The sequence below is a fragment of the Ferribacterium limneticum genome, assembly GCF_020510585.1.
GTDB lineage: Bacteria > Pseudomonadota > Gammaproteobacteria > Burkholderiales > Rhodocyclaceae > Azonexus.
In genome coordinates this window covers 3,834,706-3,852,952 of record NZ_CP075190.1, presented here as the reverse complement: position 1 = coordinate 3,852,952, position 18,247 = coordinate 3,834,706, and the positions used below count along the sequence as shown (strand labels likewise).

General features: G+C 63.3%; 18 protein-coding genes. 7 read left to right on the top strand and 11 right to left on the bottom strand.

The annotated features are described in order from the left end of the window. Positions 1–56 precede the first annotated feature (56 nt). From KI613_RS18415 to KI613_RS18405, 3 genes are read left to right on the top strand one after another with little or no spacing between them, the layout of a single operon-like run. Complete coding sequence (locus tag KI613_RS18415) at positions 57–1,082, top strand: sensor histidine kinase (protein ID WP_226402200.1); 1,026 nt, start codon at positions 57–59, stop codon at positions 1,080–1,082. After that, positions 1,049–1,837, top strand: coding sequence for a LytR/AlgR family response regulator transcription factor (locus KI613_RS18410; RefSeq protein ID WP_226402199.1), 789 nt, complete (start codon positions 1,049–1,051; stop codon positions 1,835–1,837). Before KI613_RS18415 ends, KI613_RS18410 begins: the two co-directional genes overlap by 34 nt. Positions 1,838–1,859: 22 nt before the next feature. Beyond that, positions 1,860–2,378, top strand: coding sequence for a glutaredoxin family protein (locus KI613_RS18405; protein WP_226402197.1), 519 nt, complete (start codon positions 1,860–1,862; stop codon positions 2,376–2,378). A 22-nt stretch (positions 2,379–2,400) separates the two neighbouring features. On the opposite strand, the gene KI613_RS18400 is transcribed toward KI613_RS18405, so the two are convergent. The 5 genes from KI613_RS18400 to KI613_RS18380 form a co-directional block, all read right to left on the bottom strand. After that, a complete protein-coding gene (locus KI613_RS18400) occupies positions 2,401–2,976 on the bottom strand; it encodes a response regulator (protein ID WP_226402195.1) in 576 nt (191 codons plus the stop codon). A 171-nt stretch (positions 2,977–3,147) separates the two neighbouring features. After that, the gene (gene pepN, locus KI613_RS18395; RefSeq protein ID WP_226402193.1) at positions 3,148–5,745 is read right to left on the bottom strand and encodes an aminopeptidase N; all 2,598 of its coding nucleotides are present in this window, start codon (positions 5,743–5,745) and stop codon (positions 3,148–3,150) included. A 114-nt stretch (positions 5,746–5,859) separates the two neighbouring features. Further along, a complete protein-coding gene (locus tag KI613_RS18390) occupies positions 5,860–6,339 on the bottom strand; it encodes a hypothetical protein (protein ID WP_226402191.1) in 480 nt (159 codons plus the stop codon). Between the two features lie 84 nt (positions 6,340–6,423). Then, positions 6,424–7,065: a methyltransferase domain-containing protein gene (locus tag KI613_RS18385; protein WP_226402189.1), complete on the bottom strand. Its 642-nt coding sequence runs from the start codon at positions 7,063–7,065 to the stop codon at positions 6,424–6,426. Then, positions 7,062–7,544: a SoxW family protein gene (locus tag KI613_RS18380; protein ID WP_226402187.1), complete on the bottom strand. Its 483-nt coding sequence runs from the start codon at positions 7,542–7,544 to the stop codon at positions 7,062–7,064. The genes KI613_RS18385 and KI613_RS18380 overlap by 4 nt, the downstream gene beginning before the upstream one ends. Here KI613_RS18380 and hemC point away from each other — a divergent pair. The 4 genes from hemC to KI613_RS18360 are packed head-to-tail and all read left to right on the top strand — an operon-like array spanning position 7,543 to position 11,475. After that, a complete protein-coding gene (gene hemC / locus KI613_RS18375; protein WP_226402185.1) occupies positions 7,543–8,478 on the top strand; it encodes a hydroxymethylbilane synthase in 936 nt (311 codons plus the stop codon). The two genes, KI613_RS18380 and hemC, sit on opposite strands and share 2 nt — an antisense overlap. Next, positions 8,475–9,257 carry a uroporphyrinogen-III synthase gene (locus tag KI613_RS18370; RefSeq protein ID WP_226402183.1) on the top strand — a complete coding sequence of 261 codons (783 nt, stop codon included), beginning with the start codon at positions 8,475–8,477 and terminating at the stop codon, positions 9,255–9,257. The genes hemC and KI613_RS18370 overlap by 4 nt, the downstream gene beginning before the upstream one ends. A 32-nt stretch (positions 9,258–9,289) precedes the next feature. Beyond that, entirely contained in the window at positions 9,290–10,294 is a 1,005-nt protein-coding gene (locus KI613_RS18365) for a uroporphyrinogen-III C-methyltransferase (RefSeq protein ID WP_226402181.1), read from the top strand. Next, a complete protein-coding gene (locus tag KI613_RS18360; RefSeq protein ID WP_226402179.1) occupies positions 10,291–11,475 on the top strand; it encodes a heme biosynthesis protein HemY in 1,185 nt (394 codons plus the stop codon). Before KI613_RS18365 ends, KI613_RS18360 begins: the two co-directional genes overlap by 4 nt. A gap of 48 nt (positions 11,476–11,523) precedes the next feature. Here KI613_RS18360 and hemF read toward each other — a convergent pair whose 3' ends face one another. Genes hemF through dusB form a run of 6 tightly spaced genes read right to left on the bottom strand, consistent with a single transcriptional unit; the run spans position 11,524 to position 18,231 of the window. After that, positions 11,524–12,429 carry an oxygen-dependent coproporphyrinogen oxidase gene (gene hemF, locus KI613_RS18355; protein ID WP_226402177.1) on the bottom strand — a complete coding sequence of 302 codons (906 nt, stop codon included), beginning with the start codon at positions 12,427–12,429 and terminating at the stop codon, positions 11,524–11,526. A gap of 10 nt (positions 12,430–12,439) precedes the next feature. Further along, entirely contained in the window at positions 12,440–14,074 is a 1,635-nt protein-coding gene (locus KI613_RS18350; protein ID WP_226402144.1) for a sensor domain-containing diguanylate cyclase, read from the bottom strand. A gap of 12 nt (positions 14,075–14,086) precedes the next feature. After that, positions 14,087–15,364, bottom strand: a complete 1,278-nt coding sequence (purD, locus tag KI613_RS18345; RefSeq protein ID WP_226402133.1) for a phosphoribosylamine--glycine ligase — start codon at positions 15,362–15,364, stop codon at positions 14,087–14,089. 22 nt (positions 15,365–15,386) lie between these two features. After that, positions 15,387–16,979: a bifunctional phosphoribosylaminoimidazolecarboxamide formyltransferase/IMP cyclohydrolase gene (purH, locus tag KI613_RS18340; protein WP_226402131.1), complete on the bottom strand. Its 1,593-nt coding sequence runs from the start codon at positions 16,977–16,979 to the stop codon at positions 15,387–15,389. Between the two features lie 5 nt (positions 16,980–16,984). Then, a complete protein-coding gene (locus tag KI613_RS18335) occupies positions 16,985–17,218 on the bottom strand; it encodes a Fis family transcriptional regulator (protein ID WP_226402129.1) in 234 nt (77 codons plus the stop codon). Continuing rightward, positions 17,215–18,231: a tRNA dihydrouridine synthase DusB gene (gene dusB / locus KI613_RS18330; protein WP_226402127.1), complete on the bottom strand. Its 1,017-nt coding sequence runs from the start codon at positions 18,229–18,231 to the stop codon at positions 17,215–17,217. Before dusB ends, KI613_RS18335 begins: the two co-directional genes overlap by 4 nt. Positions 18,232–18,247: the final 16 nt, after the last annotated feature.

The window sequence follows — 18,247 nt, the reverse complement described above, 5'->3', positions numbered from 1 at the left end:
ACTCTGGTCTAGAATGGGGCAAATCGGCGACGAATTTGGAACAAACCCGCACAAAGATGACAAGTATACGGCACTTTCCTGCAACCCACCCCCTGCCCGACTGGCGCAATTTCGGGGTCATGCTGCGCGTCCTGCTCGGTATCAATGTGCTGGCCGCCCTGGCCGCGCTGGTGCAGGCGCCCGATCTGGCCGGCTGGGCCGGGCATTACATTGAACTGGCGGCGGTCGTCCAGCCGCTGTTGCTGATCGGTCTCGGCTTGCTGTCCTTGTTGCGCGATCTCCTGTGGCGTCTGCCGCTGCGTCTCGGCCAGGCTTGTGTGCTGGCCCTGGCCGGCGGCATCGCGGCCGCCTTGTTTCTCTACGCAACTTCCCTCGGGCTGGCCGACGGCGGCAGCGCCTGGCGTGCCGTTCTGCTGGCCGTGTCCGCCACGGCTTTGCTTCTGGTCTATTTCGACCTGCGCTCGCGCGCCTTCTCGCCGGTTCTCAGCGAGGCGCGGCTGGCCGCACTGAATGCGCGCATCCGGCCACACTTCCTGTTCAATTCGCTGAACGCCGTGCTGTCGCTGATCCGTGCCCGGCCGCAGCAGGCCGAGGAGGCGCTGGAGTCGCTGTCCGACCTCTTTCGCGCCGCCATGCGCGACCCCGGCGAACTGGTTAGCCTGGCCGACGAAATCGCCCTCGGCAAACAATATCTTGAACTCGAAAACCTGCGCTTGGGCGAACGTCTGGCAGTCGACTGGAAAATCGGGCCAATTTCGCTGGACCTGCCGATTCCGCCGCTCATGCTGCAGCCTCTGCTTGAGAATGCGGTCTATCACGGCATCGAGCCGTCACCGGAAGGCGGTACGGTACGCATCAGCATCGAACAGCGCGGCCAGGAACTGCTCATCTCCGTCGCCAATCCGACCGTCGGTCAGGTCCATCATGCCGCTGGCAACCAGATAGCGGTGGCCAACATCCGCGAACGGCTGGCCTTGTATTACGATCTCGAAGCCCGTCTGGAAATCGAGACGGGCGACAATTTCTATGAGGTTCGCATCGTCCTGCCATGCCAACGCCGCAAGTCCACGCCAGCCCGCTGAAGGTTCTGCTCGTCGATGACGAGCCGCTGGCGCGCGACCGCCTGCGTGCCTTGCTCTCCGACATTGCCGGACAATTGCCGAGCGAAGTCGTCGGCGAGGCTGGCAACGGCCTGGCGGCTCTCGACATCCTGCGCGACAAGCCGGTCGACGTGGTGCTCGCCGATATCCGCATGCCGGGCATGGACGGCATCGAACTGGCAACCCATCTCGGCCGCCTTGAAAAACCGCCGGCCGTTATTTTTACCACTGCTTACGACAACTATGCCGTGCAGGCCTTCGACCTCAACGCCGTCGATTACCTGCTCAAGCCCGTGCGCACCCAACGCTTGCTCGCGGCCCTGCAGAAAGTGCCTGGGCCGCCGCCGGATGCCGCGCTGCTCGCCGGCATCGGCCACGAAATGCGCGGCAGCGGACGGACCCACCTCTCCTGCCACGAACGCGGCCGCTTGCTACTCGTGCCAATCGGCGAAGTGCTCTATTTCAAGGCCGACCTCAAGTACGTCACCGCCCGGACCAAGGAGCGTGAGTACCTGCTTGACGATACGCTGGCTCATCTCGAAACCGAGTTTGCCGAGCGCTTTCTGCGTCTGCACCGCGCCGTGCTGGTCGCCAAGGCGGCGCTGGCCGGTTTCGAAAAGGCCGCTGGCGACGATGCCGAAGCCTATGGCTGGGCGCTGCTGCGTGGCGCACCGGAAAAGCTGCCGGTCAGTCGCCGCCAGTGGGTGCCGGCCAAAGCGCTGGTCAAGAACGCCTGAAACTTTGCACGGAAAACCTTCGATGAGCCAAATCTGCCCCCATTGCAACTACGCCCGCCAGGCCACCGATAGCGCCCCGGACTGGCAATGCCCGTCCTGCGAAAAAGCCTACATCAAGGCGAGTGCACCGCTGCCGCCGGAAAACCTGGTTCACTACGGTCCAAATGTGGAAACGCGCAGCGGCGGTATCGGCAAGTGGCTGTTGATCCTGATTGTTCTCGGTGCCGCCTTCTGGTTTGGCCGCCCTTTGCTGGAACAACGTGGCGCCCCGGCGGCGCTGGCAGCGGCTTCCGGTGAGCAGCCTGCTGTCGTGCTCTATGCCACCAGCTGGTGCGGCTACTGCAAGATGACGCGAGAGTTCTTTGCTGCCAACGGCATTCGCTATACGGAGGAAGACATCGAACAAAGTTCGATGGCGCTCCAGCAACACAAGAAGCTGGGCGGCAACGGCGTGCCGCTGATCGTCGTCGGCGACGAGGTCGTCAAGGGCTGGAACGAGCAGTCGCTACGCCAGTTGCTGGGGCCGTGGCTGCGCAGCTGACCTTCCGGACCTGAGCGCTGGCTCAGGTCAAGGACGGTGTCGGAGTGACCGACTCGGCAATGCGCGGCTTGGCGCGTCGCGGAATCAGGTCATCATCGAGCAGGCGCTCGATCCGGAAAAACACTTCGTAGCGCGAGAAAGGTTTTTTCATGAAGTCGTCGGCCCCGATCCGGGTGCCGAAAAACTGTTCCATCGCCTGTTCGTTGCCGCTCATCATGATGACCGGTATGTCGCGGGTTGCCGGGTCGCGGCGGATCGCGCGCAGCGCAGCGAACCCGTTGATGCCGGGTAACACGATGTCGAGAAAAATCAGTTCAGGCGGGTGCGAGTGCAGTTGTGCCAGCCCGCTCTCTGCGTCGAGCGCTTCGAGCGTTTCATAACCGGCTGAACGGAGAAACTTCTTTAGTACGGTGACGATGGTCTTCGAGTCGTCGATGATCAGGACGCGCGTGCCTTCGCGGGCATTGATCCGTTCCTTGCCTCGGCGTTCGTTGATCTGCGGTGCGCTGGTAGCGATGGTCGGCGCAGGTGTTGGTGCTGGCGCAATGCTTGGCGGCTCACGCCGGAATAGCGAGCGGATTTGTTCGAGAATTCCCACGACTGCCCCCCCGGATCAATGCAATGCCTGGCGCCGAGTATCGTTTGCGGGCAATCAGGCGGCCGCCCACCATCTCTGGCTGCTTGGTTGCCCGATATTCTAGAGCGCCTTATGCATTTGTTCTCGGCTATTTGCGTGCGGCCGGGAAATATTTCATCCCGGCCTCTCGTTTCAGCCCAGAGCGCGGGTGACCACTTCCAGCACGTCGCGCGACAGACCGGCGTGGTCGCGCACGCGTTCCAGTGCCTGACGGGCGTAGGCTTGCCGGGCGGTGTCAAACTTTTTCCAGCGGTCGAAGCAGCGGGCCAGCCGCGAAGCGACTTGCGGATTCTTGTCGTGCAGGTCGAGGATGCGGTCGGCGATGAAGGCGTAACCGCTGCCGTCGGCGGCATTGAAGCGCACTAGATTGGCGCCGAAGGCGCGGATGAGCGCGTAGACCTTGTTCGGGTTGCCGATGTCGAAGGCCGGGTGGGCAGTCAGGGTGGTGACGGTGCGCAGGGTGTCCGGCCTGCGGCTGGTCGATTGCGCTTGCAGCCATTTGTCGACGACCAGCGCTTCGTGCTGCCAGCGTCCGTAGAACGCGTCGAGAGCTGCCAGCCGTTCCGGGCAGTCGTCGATGATGTTGACCAGCACCGACAGGGCGGCAAACTGGTCGGTCATGTTGTCGGCCTGATGGAAATGCTGCATGGCCAGACGGCGGGTTGCCGCCGTGTCGAGTTCGGCGATGTAGCCCAGGCACAGATTGCGCAGGGCGCGGCGGCCGGCCTGCTCGCTGCTCGGCGCGTAGGCGGCAGTGGGGGCGAGGGCGGCGTACAGGTCAGAAAACTCGCCTTCCAGTTGCTCGGCCAGATGCTTGCGCAGGGCGTTGCGGGCGGCGTGCAGGGCATCGGGATCGACGATGGCCATGGCTTCGGCCAGCGTTGATTCGCCGGGCAGGGTCAGGGCTTCGGCAACGAAGGCGGCGCCTCGCTCGGCTTGCGTTTGCAGCAGGCGGCGGGCGGCGTCGACGAAGCTGGCTGGCCAGACGGGCGCCTGGCCGGCCGCGATGGCGGCGGTGGCGTCGAGGATCAGCGTCGAGGCCAGGCGCTGGCCGGCTTCCCAGGCATTGAACGGGTCGCTTTCATGGGCCAGCAACAGGGTCAGTTGTTCCGGCGTGTAGTCGAAATCGAGGACGACCGGGGCCGAGAAGTCGCGCAGCAGTGAGGGCACAGGTTCGGCGGCGATGTCGTTGAAGACGAAGGATTGCGTCGTGGCGGTCAGGTGCAGGGTGCGTTCGGTGCCGGGCAGCAGATCGCCGTTGTCGGCAAACAGGGCGACGCGGATCGGAATCAGTGTCGGCGCCTCATCGCTGGCGCGCGGGTTGGTCTGCGTGCAGGTCAGCGTATAGGTTTTGCTTTCGCCGTCAAAAAAGCCGTCGACCGTGACATGCGGCGTGCCGGGCTGGTTGTACCAGCGCATGAATTGCGTGAAGTCGAAACCGCTAGCGGCGGCCATGGCGGCGACGAAATCCTCGCAGGTCACGGCCTGTCCGTCGTGGCGGCGGAAGTATTCGTCCATGCCGGCACGGAAGCCGTCGCGGCCGATCAGGGTCTGGATCATGCGGATGACTTCGGCGCCCTTTTCATAGACCGTCGAGGTGTAGAAATTGTTGATTTCGACGAAGCTGGACGGGCGGATCGGGTGTGCCATCGGGCCGGCATCTTCCGGGAACTGGGCGGCACGCAGGCCGCGTACTTCGCGAATGCGGGCGGTCTGGCGGTTGTGCAGGTCGGCGCCGAATTCCTGATCGCGGAAAACCGTCAAGCCTTCCTTGAGCGAAAGCTGGAACCAGTCGCGGCAGGTGACGCGGTTGCCGGTCCAGTTGTGGAAGTATTCGTGGGCGACGACGCGGTCAATGTTCTCGAAATCGACGTCGGTGGCGACATCGCTGCGCGCCAGCACGTATTTAGTGTTGAAGATGTTGAGGCCCTTGTTCTCCATGGCGCCCATGTTGAAGTCGCCGACGGCGACGATCATGTAGTGGTCGAGGTCGCATTCGAGGCCGAAGCGCTCTTCGTCCCACTTCATGGATTTCTGCAGCGCGGCCATGGCGTGCGGGCACTGGTCGAGCTTGCCCGGCTCGACGTAGATGGCGAGCTGGACGCTGCGGCCGGAGGCGGTCTGGAAAGTATCTTTGAGGACGTCGAGCTTGCCGGCGACCAGGGCAAACAGATAGGCCGGCTTCTTGAACGGGTCGGCCCATTTGGCCCAGTGGCGGCCATCGGCTTCATCGCCGGCAGCAACCGGGTTGCCGTTGGCGAGCAGGACCGGGTAGGTCGCCTTGTCAGCGTGCAGTGTCGCCGTGTAGGTGGACATGACGTCCGGCCGGTCGAGGAACCAGGTGATGCGGCGGAAGCCCTGCGCTTCGCACTGGGTGAAATAGCCATCGGCCGAACGGTACAGGCCGGAGAGCCGGGTGTTCTTGTCAGGATCGATGCGGACGACGGTTTCCAGCGTGAACACGTCGGGCAGATCGGCGATGGTCAGCGTGCTGGCGGTTTCCGAAAATGGCACTTTTTTCCGGTTGACCGTGACATTCAGTGTTTTCAGCTCGTCACCATCGAGTACCAGCGGCTGGGCCGGGACGGCGGGGTTGCGGCGCATGGCCAGCGTGGCGCTGACGGTGGTGCCGCCGGTTTCGATGTTGAAATCAAGATCGACGGTGTCGATCAGGTAGGCAGGAGCGGTGTAGTCCTTGAGGTAAACGGTCTGGGGCGTAGTGGTTTTCATTTTTTTGGCGGACGGCTGGGGGGCCTTCGATGATACGCCAAACCAGCCGGGGGCTGGCGGCCCGCCTGAGCGGGCTGCATGGCCTGTCGGCCGGCCATGCGCCATCAGATCCGGCTAGTGATCGCGGCCGTGCCCGCGACCATGGTCGTCGCCGCGGCCACGTCCGCGGTCATCGCCGCGATGATCGTCCCGGTGGTCGCGTCGCTCATGGCGGCGATAGTCATCGCGGTAGCCGTCACGGCCGTGGTCACGGTGGATATGGCGTTCCTGGTAGCGTGGGGCGTATTCGTGCCGGTACCAGTTGTCCTGCACGAAATAGACGCGCTCACCGCAGGCGCCATAGTGACGGCAATGCCGGCGCCAGTCCCGGGCGTGGCCCGGGGGTACGCGCAGATAGAGCGGCGGGCGGCCGACCGGCACGCGATGGATCATCATCGGCTCGGGAAAGAGCAGGGGCGGGGGCGGGAAACCGCCGATGTCGAGGCGGCCGTAGAAGCCCGGCTGGCCGATATTGATTGAAACCTGGGCGGAGGCGGGGGCGCTGAGGGTGGCGGCGGCGATGGTCATGGCCATCGCCATCAGGATACGTTTCATGGTGTGTGTTCCTCGTTGGGGTGTGGCTGTATAACGCGGTGAATCATCGCCGGGATGACGTGGCGACCTGAAACAAATTGTAAGTTAGCGAGCTCGGGGCCGGAAACACGGCGTGAGAAATTGGCGCCGCTGCCAGACCTGCCAGCGTTCGCGGCCGGCGAAAACCATGATCGAATCGCTGACCGGCGCATCTTCGATACGATCGAAATAGGCGCCCAGAAGTTCATCGAGTTGCTCAGGCAGAATGCCGAAAGGCGGGCCTTTCGGCTGGTCGCAGAGGAAGAAAAAGCCGGCCAGCCGGCCGCCCGCCGGCAGCAGTTCGGCAACGCGCCGGCCCCAGTCGGCCCATAGCTTGCGCGGCAGGGCGCAGAGGAAGGCACGTTCGTAGATCAGTTCGACCGGCCGGGCCGGGGCGAAGGTGAAAAAGTCGGCGCAGACCAAATCAACTGGCGCATTGCCCAGCATGTTTCGCGCCGTCTCGATGGCGACTGGCGAGAAGTCCAGCGCGGTGACCGGCCAGCCGAGTTCGGCCAGATGGGCAGCTTCCCAGGCGCTGCCGCAGCCCGGGATCAGGGTATCGAGCGGCCCCGGCTGGCGGGCGATGAAGTCGGCAAAGGCCGCGGGCACCTTGCCGGCGTCCCACGGCGTGACGCCTTCGCCGAAGCGCTTGCACCAGAAATCCGGGTGTTCCGGACGCTGCTCCGGGGGCTTGATGGCTTCGCTCATGGCTTTTTCAGGGCGCGCGCCGATAGCTCGACTGCATCTTCGAGATAGCTCTGGTAAAAATCGGGCAGCCGGGCGCCGACGATGGGGTTGGCCAACTGGCGGCCATCCGGGCCATAAAAGGCGACGACCGGTACAAGCTTGACTTTCTCGGCGCTGGCGACGCGGGCGTGTGTCGTGGTGCCGCCCTTGAAGTCGGTCAGCGCCTGCGTTTCGCCGTCCTGATTGATCTGCCGGATGAGCACGCGATCACGGTAGCGCGGATTGGCGGCGAGCGGCTTGAGGTAGTCGCGTTTGACCGCCTCACAGTATTTGCAGCCCTGGCGGCTGTAGATGACGATCAGCGGGCCGCCAGCCTTGGCTGCCTGTGCTGACTCGGCACGCAGGTCGATGGCGGCCGGCAGGTCGGTCGCGCCCAAGGATGGTGCGGCCAGCCATGCTAGAATCAGCCCTCCCAAAAGCCCTGCCCATTGCCTGCTCATGTCCCGTCCTTCGAAGATTGTCATTGCCTCCCGCGAATCCCGTCTGGCCATGTGGCAGGCGGTGCACGTTAGAGATCGCTTATCGAGTTTAAATCCGGGGAGCGAAGTTGTCATTCTCGGCATGACCACCAAGGGTGATCAGATTCTCGACCGGCCGCTCGCCGAAATCGGCGGCAAGGGGCTGTTCATCAAGGAACTCGAAGTTGCCATGCAGGAAGGCAAGGCCCACCTCGCCGTCCATTCGATGAAGGACGTGCCGATGGTGATGCCGGAAGGTTTCGTGCTGGCCGCCATCTCGGCCCGCGAAAATCCTCGCGACGCCTTCGTTTCGAACAAGTACCTCGAGCTGGATGATCTGCCGGCCGGCGCCATTGTCGGCACCTCGAGCCTGCGCCGCGAATCCATCCTGCGCGCCAAATATCCGCAGCTCATCATCAAGAGTCTGCGCGGCAACCTCGACACCCGCCTCAAGAAACTCGATGCCGGCGAATACGACGCGATCATCCTGGCTGCCGCCGGCCTGATCCGCCTCGGCATGGAAAATCGCATCAAATCGGTGTTGACCGCCGAACAGTCGCTGCCGGCCCCCGGCCAGGGCGCCTTGGGCATTGAACTGATCGATGGCGCGGCTGACATGGCTGACGTTGTCGCCCCTCTCAACGATCCGGAAACGGCCCACTGCGTCAAGGCCGAACGCGCCTTCTCGCGCGCCCTCGGCGGTAGCTGTCAGGTGCCGCTCGGTGGCTACGCTATCATTGAAAACGGCCAACTCTGGCTGCGCGGTTTCGTTGCGACGGCTGATGGCAAGGAAGTGGTCAGCGCCGAACTGCGCGGCAATCCGGCTGACGACGAAGCGCTCGGCCTGCAACTGGCGGCCGAACTGCGCGCCAAGGGCGCCGACGCGATCCTCGAGAAACTAGCGCACTGCAAATGATCGTCTGCGGCCCGCTCGCCGGCCGAACCATCGTCGTCACCCGGCCGCAGGCGCAGGCAGCGCCGCTGGCCGAGGCGATCGTTGCCGCTGGCGGCACGCCGCTGATTTTTCCGCTACTTGAAATTTCGCTGGCCACCGATCCGCAGCCGCTGGCCGAAGCCGCTGCCCGATTGGCCGACTATGCCCTCGTTGTGTTCATCAGCCCGAATGCGGCCGACCATGCTTTGCCAGTTTTACTAGAGCAGCAAGCCTGGCCAGAATCCCTGATCCCCGCAGCGGTTGGCCAGGGCACCGTGAAGCTGCTGGCCGAGCGTGGCATTCGTGGCTGCATCGCGCCGACCGAGCGTTTCGATTCCGAAGCCCTGCTCGAATTGCCTGAGCTCGCTGCCGAGCGCGTCAAGGGCAAGCGCATCGCCATCTTCCGCGGCGACGGCGGTCGTGAACTGCTCGCAGACACGCTGCGCGAACGCGGTGCGACGGTCGATTGCATCACCTGCTACCGCCGTTCCGGGCCATCCATCGGCGTGGCACCGCTCATGGCAGCATGGCGGGCCGGCCGCCTCGATGCGCTGACCGTATCGAGCAGCGAAGGCCTGCGCTATCTGGTCGACCTGCTCGACGCCGATGGCCGCGCCTTCCTGCAAAAGACGCCGCTCTTCGTCCCCCACGCCCGCATCGCGGAAAACGCCCGGGCTTTGGGTTTAAGCAACATTCTCCTCACCGAAGCAGCCGACGCCGGCATTCTCGCCGGCTTAGTTGCTTATAATTGGCCGGCATGATGCCCGAAAACGAAAATCCCTCCCCATCAACGATGACTTACCTCCCGGCGCCGCGCGCCAAGCGGACCAGCCCGTGGCTGTTTGTGGCGATAGCCGCGCTGGCGCTGGCTGGCTGGCAATGGTTCGAAACCCGCCAGCGGCTGGTCGATGTCCAGCAGCAGGTTAGCCAGAAACTGGCCGAGTTCGACACCGGCAACAAGGAAGACCGTGGCGCCCAGAAACTGTCGCGCGAACAGATCGATGCGTTGCAGGCCCGCCTCGGCGCCGTCGATGGCAAGATCGCCGAATTTCAGGCCCAGTCCACGACCCTGCAGGCCCTGTATCAGGACATTGCGCGCAGCCGCGAAGAACTTGCCCTGATTGAAGTCGAACAGGCCATCGTGCTCGCCGGGCAACAACTGCAACTGGCCGGTAACGTGCCGGTCGCCGTGCTTGCGCTGCAGACGGCCGATGCCCAGCTGGCCCGCCTCGACCGTCCGGCTCACCTGCCGCTGCGCAAGGCGCTGGCCAAGGATCTGGCCCGCCTCAACGCTCTGCCTTTCGTCGATATGCCGGGCATCAGCCTGCGTCTGGAACAGGTGCTGGTCGGCGTCGACAAGCTGCCGCTGGGTTCCTACGGTCGACCGGAAAAAAAGGCCGAAAATGAAATGGCGGCCGAGTCGAAAAACTGGTGGCAGCGCACCGGCGGCGCAGTTTGGCAGGAAATGAAGGGACTGGTTCGCATCCAGCGCTTCGACCGCGAGGATGTGGCGCTGCTGGCGCCCGGTCAGGGCTACCTGCTGCGTGAAAACCTCAAGTTGCGCCTGCTCAATGCCCGACTCGCCCTGTTCTCGCGCGATCAATCGACCTACCGCAACGAGCTCAAGGTCGCCCAGGACATGCTGACCCGCCATTTCGAGGCCAACGACAAGGCTGTGCAGACGGCGCAGACCACGTTGCGCCAGATGACGACAAGCGAAATCAACGTCGAGCTGCCGACTTTGAACGATAGCCAGGCCGCCTTGCGTAGCCTGCGTCCGGGCAAGGAAAAGCGGTGAGAGGGCTGTTCTGGATTATCGCCCTGTGCGGGCTGGCCGTCGCCGTCGCGCTCGGCGCCCGCTACAACGACGGCTACGTACTGCTGGTTTTTCCGCCGTGGCGCGCCGAGGTTTCGCTCAATCTCTTCATCATCGCGTTGCTCGCCCTGTTCTTCGTGCTCTACGCCGGAACGCGGGCGCTGGCGGTGACCTTCGGCCTGCCGAAGCGTGTGCGCGAATACCGCGCCCAGCGCCAGCGCGAAAGTGCCGGGCTGGTCTTTCAGGACGCCGTCCGTCTGCTCTTCGAAGGCCGTTTCGGCCAGGCGTTGAAGAAGGCAACAGAAGCGCACGGTGCGGGTACCGCCCCCGGCCTCTCGGCCCTGATCGCCGCCCGCGCCGCCCAGCGCATGCGCGAGCCGGAAAAGCAGCAATACTGGCTGGAACACGCCAAGACCGACGACCCGCGCACCGAGGCGGCGACGCTGATGCTCGATGCCGAAATGGCCAACGAGGCCCGTCGTTTCGACGAGGCATTGGCCGCCCTCGAAAAATTGCAAGGCAAGCAGGGTCGCCACATCGCCGCGCTGCGCCTCGAGTTGCGCGCCCGTCAGGGCGTCGGCGACTGGGACGGCGTGCTCAAGCTGGCCCGTCAACTGGTCAAGCGCGACGCGCTGCCAGTCGAAGTCGTCCGCGAAATCCGCACGCAGGCTCACCTTGGCAACATCGCCAAGCGGGTGGCCGATCAGGGAAAACTGACCACCTATTTGAGGTCGGTGCCGGAAGACGAGCGTGGTCGGCGCGTCGTCCTTGCCGCTGCGCGCGCCTTGGTCGCGCTGGGCGGCGAGGGCGAGGCACAGAAGCTGATCGAATCGGTGCTCGATGCTGCCCAGGACGAAGAGTGGCAACCCGAGCTGGTGGCCATCTACGGCCGCCTGACCAACAGCGAGCAGACCGCCCGCATCGCCAAGGCCGAGGGCTGGTTACGCCAGCACCCGGACGACGCCCGCCTGCTCAAGGCGTTGGGCCGCATGTGCATCCGCCAGCGGCTGTGGGGCAAGGCGCAAAGTTATCTGGAGGCCTCGCTGTCGGTTGAACCGTCGCAGCAGGGCCACCTCGAACTGGCCCGGCTGTTCGACCTGCTGGAACGGGCCGAAGAGGCCAACAAACACTATCGGGCCAGCGCGCTGCTCGACGCGCGTTAGTTATTAGTAGGATCGAGGGGCTGGTAGCTATCCACTAGATCCTCGATCCTAAACAGCCCAGTCTTGGGGCTTGAGAAAGACTTCATAGAGTTCGGCTTCCGGCGTGCCGGCTTCCGGTTGCCAGTCGTAGCGCCACTTCACGATCGGCGGCATCGACATCAGGATCGACTCGGTGCGGCCGCCCGATTGCAGACCGAACAGCGTGCCGCGGTCCCAGACCAGATTGAACTCGACGTAACGTCCGCGCCGATAAGCCTGGAAGTCGCGCTCGCGCTCGCCGTAAGGCACATCGCGACGCTTGGCCAGCACCGGCAAGTAGGCCTTGGTGAAAGCGTTGCCGACTGACCGGGTTAGTTCAAAACAGCGCTCAAAACTGCCTTCGTTGAGGTCGTCGAAAAACACGCCGCCGACACCGCGCGGCTCGTTGCGGTGCTTGAGAAAAAAATACTCGTCGCACCACTTCTTGTATTTCGGATAGACCTCGTCGCCGAACGGCGCCAGGGCATCCTTGCAGGTCTGGTGAAAATGGACCACATCCTCTTGTTGGCCGTAGTAAGGCGTCATATCCATGCCGCCGCCGAACCACCATACATCCTCTTCGCCTTCCTTGCGGGCGACGAAGCAGCGCACATTCATGTGCGCCGTCGGGCAATACGGATTGCGCGGATGCAAAACGAGCGAAACGCCCATCGCCTCCCAGGCGCGGCCGGCCAGTTGCGGGCGGACGGCGGTGGCCGAAGCGGGCAGCGACTGGCCGGTGACGTGCGAAAAATTGACGCCGCCGCGTTCGAAGAAACTGCCTTCCTCGATCAGCCGCGAAATGCCGCCGCCGCCTTCCGGGCGCTCCCATGAGTCGGTGCGGAAAGGCTGGCCGTCGAAGGCTTCAAGCTCGGCAACGATGCCGGCTTGCAGGCCGGTGAAATAGGTTTTCAGCTGGGTGGTGTCGATGCTCATTTTTGTGTTTTCAGGAGTCTGTTGGTGGGTTTGTCGGTGACTGCAGCTCGTAACGGTTTCGGCCTGCCGCCTTGGCCCGGTACATCGCGCTGTCGGCCTGGCTGATCAGCTGTTTGACGGTTGTCGTCGCGGCCTGTTCTGTGCTGCAGGTGGCAATGCCGATGGAAACGCCGACATTAATTTGCAGATCGTTGATACCTACGGTCTCGGAAAGCGCATCGATGCATTTCTGGGCAACCCGCTCGGCGGCTTTCTGCGGCTTTTCGGTATCGGTGAGCAGGATCAGGAATTCATCGCCGCCGAGGCGGGCGACGGTATCCACGTCGCGAACGGCGGCCTGCAGGCGGCGGGCAATTTCGCCCAGCACACGGTCGCCGATGCCATGACCATGTTTGTCGTTGACCGGCTTGAAGCCATCGAGGTCAAGGAAAAGCAGGGCCAGGCCCAAGTGGTTGCGCTGGATCCGGTGCAGTTCGTTTTCCAGGCGCTCGTCGATCAGCCGGCGATTGGGCAGGCCGGTCAGCATGTCATGGTGGGCCATTTTGGCGAGACGTTGCTCCTGATCCTGCAAGCGATCTTGCAGGCGATTGAAGCTATGCGCGACGTCGGCCACTTCGTCGGCGGTATGGGTCGCCACCGGTTGCATTGGACGTTTGCCTTCCGCCATTTCGTGCAGTTCGCGGGCGAGCTGCGCGATTGGCTTGAGTAGTCGATTAAGCACGGCGAGCAGGACGATGATGCTCGGCAACGAAAGCAGGGCGGTGATCAGCAGCGTGTTGCGCAGCGCGTTTGAGACCGGTTCGAAGGCCTCATCCGTCGGTTGTCTGGCGACCAGCAGCCAACTGGTGCACGGTACTTCGGTGGTGGCGACCAGTTCGTCTTGTTTGGCTGCATTGCGAATGATTTTGATGCCGCGCTGGCCGTTGACCGCAGCATCGAGTATCGGGTCATCGCCGATATCAGGCATCGGCGTTACGGCTCGATTGACCTCCGAGGCGAGCACAACGAGGTGATGCTGCGGAGCGATGAGCTGATAGCTGCCATCTTTGCCGGGGCTGGTGCCGAGAATCAGGTCAAGAAAACCGGGGGCGGCGAGCGGGGTTACGCCGGCGAGAATGCCGAGCAGTTTTTGTTGGCTGTTGAAAACGGGAATGGCGACGACCAATGCCGGTTCTCCGGTCGCTCGGGCGATCAGGGGTTGGCTGATAAAGGGCTGCCCGGTGGCTTTGGCACCGATGAACCAGTCACGGTCGACAAAGGATTTTGGCCGGGTTTTCAGGCGCGGGGCATCGCCGATGGTTGGCCCGCCATCCGGCGGTACGACCATCAGCCCGGTCGGAAACAGGGTGTGGATGGCCTTGCGGTCTTCCAGCCACGTCTGCATGGCCGGTGGGTTGCTGAACAGGGCTTCCGGCATGTTCAGCGCGACCCGCTTCAGGCTTTCCAGCCGTAGTGTGACCTTGGCGTCGATGTCCCGGGCAATGTAATTGACCGTGGTCAGTTGCTGCTTGGACAGCACCTCCTGCATGTCGTCATGCAGGATGCGGGTGGCGAAGAAGGTAATCAGGCTGATGCCGGCCAGAAACAGCAGAACCGATACGACGGCAATCCGCATTTTCAGACTGCTGCCGAACCACGGCATCATCGCCCGGAGTCCTTAGCGGGAGATGGCCCGGTAGCCGATGTCCTTGCGGAACTGCATGCCATCCCAACTGATCTGCACGGCGGCCTCGTAGGCCCGTTTCTGCGCCAGTTTGACGTTTTCGCCAAGCGCCGTGACGCACAACACGCGGCCACCGTTGGTGACGACCTTGCCATCCTGCTCAGCGGTGCCGGCATGGAAGACGTGAGCGTCGTCGCCGAAACTGTTGCCAGCCGGCAGGCCTTGAATGATGTCGCCCTTCTTCGGGGTGTCCGGGTAGTTGGCCGCGGCGAGCACGACGCCCAGGGCAATGCGGCGATCCCACTCGGCTTCGACCTGATCGAGCGTGCCGTCGATACCGTGTTCGAGCAGATCGACGAAGTCGGACTTCAGACGCATCAGGATAGGCTGGGTTTCCGGGTCGCCCATGCGGCAGTTGAATTCGAGTGTCTTGAGCGAGCCGTCCTTGCCGATCATCAGGCCGGCGTAGAGGAAGCCGGTAAACGGGATGCCGTCGGCCGCCATGCCGCGCACGGTCGGCAGGATGATTTCGCGCATTGCCCGGGCGTGGATTTCCGGGGTGACGCAGGGCGCGGGCGAGTAGGCGCCCATGCCGCCGGTGTTCGGGCCGGTGTCGCCATCGCCGATGCGCTTGTGGTCCTGGCTGGAAGCCAGGGCGAGGACGTTCTTGCCGTCGACCATGACGATGAAGCTGGCTTCCTCGCCATCGAGGAAGTCCTCGATGACGACGCGGGCGCCGGCGTCGCCGAGCTTGTTGCCGGACAGCATGTCGTCGATGGCGGCGTGGGCTTCGGTAAGGCTCATCGCAACAACGACGCCCTTGCCGGCCGCCAGGCCGTCGGCCTTGATGACAATCGGCGCGCCCTGCTTGTCGATGTAGGCGTGTGCTGCGGTCGACTCGGAAAAAGTCTCAAAACCAGCCGTCGGAATGTTGTGGCGAGCCATGAAACGCTTGGCGAAATCCTTGGAGGATTCAAGCTGCGCGGCTTCCTTGGTCGGGCCAAAAATCTTCAGGCCACGGGCGCGGAAGATATTAACGACGCCAGCGGCGAGCGGCGCTTCCGGGCCGACGACGGTGAGGTGAACCTTGTTCTGCTCGACGAAATCAGCCAGGGCCTCCGGGTCGGTGATGTTGATGTTTTCCAGCTCATGCTCGCGCGCCGTGCCGGCATTGCCGGGGGCAACGAACACCTTCTGCATGCCTGGGGTCTGCGCCAGGCGCCAGGCCATGGCATGCTCGCGGCCGCCGGAACCGATTACCAGTAGTTTCATGACTGATCTCTGTTTTGTTTTATTAGTGGCGGAAGTGACGAGCGCCCGTGAACACCATTGCCAAGCCATGCTCGTCGGCGGCGGCGATCACTTCCTCGTCGCGCATCGAGCCGCCCGGCTGGATCACCGCCTTGGCACCGGCCGCAGCCAGCACGTCAACACCGTCACGGAACGGGAAGAAGGCATCCGACGCGACGACCGAACCATTGAGGTCGAGGCCGGCGTGCTGGGCCTTGATGCTGGCGATCTTGGTCGAATCGACACGGCTCATCTGGCCGGCGCCGACGCCGAGCGTCATGCCGTTGCCGCAGAAGACGATGGCGTTGGACTTGACGAACTTGGCGACGCGTTCGGCGAAGAGCAGGTCTTCGATCTGCTGGGCAGTCGGCTGAACCTTGGTGACGATCTTCAGGCCGGATGCCTGGGCCGTGAAGTTGTCCGGGGTCTGGACGAGTAGGCCGCCGCCGACGCGCTTGTATTCGAGCGCATTGAGTTCGCGGGAAATCGGCACGACGAGGACGCGCAGGTTGGTCTTGCCGGCCAGCGCGGCCTTCGCTTCAGCGGTGAAGGACGGGGCGATCAGGACTTCGACGAAGTGCTTGCGATCGTTCATGGCGTTGACGACATCGATGCCGACTTCGCCGTTGAAGGCGATGATGCCGCCGAAGGCCGAGGTCGAGTCGGTCTTGAAGGACTTTTCATAGGCGCCGAGCAGCGTGCCGTCGATGGCCACGCCGCACGGATTGGCGTGCTTGACGATGACGCAGGCCGGGGCGTCGAAGGACTTGACGCATTCCCAGGCAGCATCGGAGTCGGCGATGTTGTTGTAGGACAGTTCCTTGCCCTGCAGCTGGGTGTAGGCGGCGATGCTGCCGGCGACCGGGTTGGTTTCGCGGTAGAAGGCGGCGCTTTGGTGCGAGTTCTCACCATAGCGCAGGGTTTCGACGCGGTCGAACGCCAGTTGCAGCTTGGCCGGGAAAATGGCCGGGATCGGCGCGGCTTCGGCCGGCTTGGCTTCGGCGCCTTCGTCGAGACCGGTTAGCCAGTTGGCGATCATGCTGTCGTAACGGGCGGTGTGCGTGAAGGCCTTCTTGGCCAGGCCGAAACGAGTCGCCAGTTGCAAGGCGCCAGCGTTGGCTTTCATTTCGGCGAGCAACGGGGCGTAGTCTTCCGGATCGGTGACGATGGCGACGCCAGCGTAGTTCTTTGCCGACGAGCGGACCATGGCCGGACCGCCGATGTCGATGTTCTCGATGGCGTCTTCCAGCGTCACGCCAGCCTTGGCGATGGTTGCGGCGAAGGGGTAGAGATTGACGCAGACCAGATCAATGGTCGGGATGCCGTGCGCTTCGATGGTCGCCAGGTGTTCCGGCAAGTCGCGGCGGGCCAGGATGCCGCCGTGTACCTTCGGGTGCAGGGTCTTGACGCGACCGTCAAGCATTTCCGGGAATCCGGTGTAGTCGCCGATTTCGGTGACGGCGAGGCCGGCATCGCGCAGCATCTTGGCGGTGCCGCCGGTGGACAGCAGCTTGACACCTTGGGCGGCAAGGCCCTGGGCGAATTCAAGAACGCCGGTTTTGTCGGAAACGGAAATCAGTGCTTGCTTGATGGTCATGGTGATTACAGTAGTTGGTGTTCGGTGAGTTTCTTGCGCAGGGTGTTGCGGTTGATGCCGAGCATCTCCGCCGCCAGCGTCTGGTTGGTGCCGGCCTTGGCAAGCACCACTTCGAGCATCGGTTTTTCGACGCTCTTTAAAACCATGTCATAGATCGCGCCCGGTTTTTCCCCATCCAGGTCGCGGAAATACTGCTCAAGTGCATTGATGACGCACTTCCCCAAATCATGTTGGCTCATGCTGCCAACGCCTCCTCTTTGTCATATTTTAAAATATCGTTTTCTTCCGCCTGGCGGATGAAAAACTCGTTCACTGCCTGCATCTGTTGTTCGATGCTGGGCAGGACGTTCATTTCCTTACGGAAGGCCGCCGACCCGACCAACCCCTTGGTGTACCAGGAGATGTGCTTGCGGGCGACCTTGAACCCCGTTTCCGGGCCGTAGAAAGCGTAGAGGTCTTCGAGATGGGCAAGCAGGATGCCGTGGATCTCGGTGACCCTGGCCGGCGGCAGGTGCTCGCCGGTTTTCAGATAGTGTTCGATCTCGCGGAACAGCCAGGGGCGGCCCTGGGCGGCGCGGCCGATCATGATGCCGTCGGCGCCGGTGACATCGAGGACGTGCTTGGCCTTTTCCGGCGTCGTGATATCACCGTTGGCGATGACCGGAATGCGGATCAGCGTTTTGACCAGGGCGATGGTGTCGTACTCGGCTTCGCCGGTGTATTGCTGGCAACGCGTCCGGCCATGGATGGCGACAGCACGGATGCCGGCTGATTCGGCGATGCGGGCGATGGTCGGCGCGTTCTTGTTGGCGATGTTCCAGCCGGTGCGGAATTTAAGGGTCACCGGGGTGTTCGGGACGGCGGCAACGACGGCATCGAGAATGCGGCCGACCTGCTCTTCGTCCTGCATCAGGGCCGAGCCGGCCATGACGTTGCAGACCTTCTTGGCCGGGCAACCCATGTTGATGTCGATGATCTGGGCGCCGTTGTCGACGTTGTGTTTGGCCGCTTCGGCCATCATCTTCGGATCGGCTCCGGCGATCTGCACGGAGATCGGTGCCACTTCGCCCTCGTGATTGGCCCGGCGCAATGTCTTGGCGCTGCCGTAAAGCAGCGAGTTCGAGGTGACCATTTCGGAGACAGCCAGCCCGGCGCCCATTTTCTTGCACAACTGGCGGAAAGGACGATCCGTCACGCCAGCCATGGGAGCAACAAACAAATTATTTCGAAGCTGGAAACCGGCAAAATCCATGGGCGTACGAGGGCTC

Bases quoted from the DNA above. Each gene is read 5' to 3' on its own strand.
- KI613_RS18415 (WP_226402200.1), top strand. From the start codon at position 57: ATGACAAGTATACGGCACTTTCCTGCAACCCACCCCCTGCCCGACTGG.
- hemF (WP_226402177.1), bottom strand. From the start codon at position 12,429: ATGAGCATCGACACCACCCAGCTGAAAACCTATTTCACCGGCCTGCAA.
- KI613_RS18370 (WP_226402183.1), top strand. From the start codon at position 8,475: ATGATCGTCTGCGGCCCGCTCGCCGGCCGAACCATCGTCGTCACCCGG.
- KI613_RS18365 (WP_226402181.1), top strand. From the start codon at position 9,290: ATGACTTACCTCCCGGCGCCGCGCGCCAAGCGGACCAGCCCGTGGCTG.
- purD (WP_226402133.1), bottom strand. From the start codon at position 15,364: ATGAAACTACTGGTAATCGGTTCCGGCGGCCGCGAGCATGCCATGGCC.
- KI613_RS18385 (WP_226402189.1), bottom strand. From the start codon at position 7,065: ATGAGCGAAGCCATCAAGCCCCCGGAGCAGCGTCCGGAACACCCGGAT.
- hemC (WP_226402185.1), top strand. From the start codon at position 7,543: ATGTCCCGTCCTTCGAAGATTGTCATTGCCTCCCGCGAATCCCGTCTG.
- KI613_RS18350 (WP_226402144.1), bottom strand. From the start codon at position 14,074: ATGATGCCGTGGTTCGGCAGCAGTCTGAAAATGCGGATTGCCGTCGTA.
- KI613_RS18410 (WP_226402199.1), top strand. From the start codon at position 1,049: ATGCCAACGCCGCAAGTCCACGCCAGCCCGCTGAAGGTTCTGCTCGTC.
- purH (WP_226402131.1), bottom strand. From the start codon at position 16,979: ATGACCATCAAGCAAGCACTGATTTCCGTTTCCGACAAAACCGGCGTT.
- dusB (WP_226402127.1), bottom strand. From the start codon at position 18,231: ATGGATTTTGCCGGTTTCCAGCTTCGAAATAATTTGTTTGTTGCTCCC.
- pepN (WP_226402193.1), bottom strand. From the start codon at position 5,745: ATGAAAACCACTACGCCCCAGACCGTTTACCTCAAGGACTACACCGCT.
- KI613_RS18390 (WP_226402191.1), bottom strand. From the start codon at position 6,339: ATGAAACGTATCCTGATGGCGATGGCCATGACCATCGCCGCCGCCACC.
- KI613_RS18335 (WP_226402129.1), bottom strand. From the start codon at position 17,218: ATGAGCCAACATGATTTGGGGAAGTGCGTCATCAATGCACTTGAGCAG.
- KI613_RS18380 (WP_226402187.1), bottom strand. From the start codon at position 7,544: ATGAGCAGGCAATGGGCAGGGCTTTTGGGAGGGCTGATTCTAGCATGG.
- KI613_RS18405 (WP_226402197.1), top strand. From the start codon at position 1,860: ATGAGCCAAATCTGCCCCCATTGCAACTACGCCCGCCAGGCCACCGAT.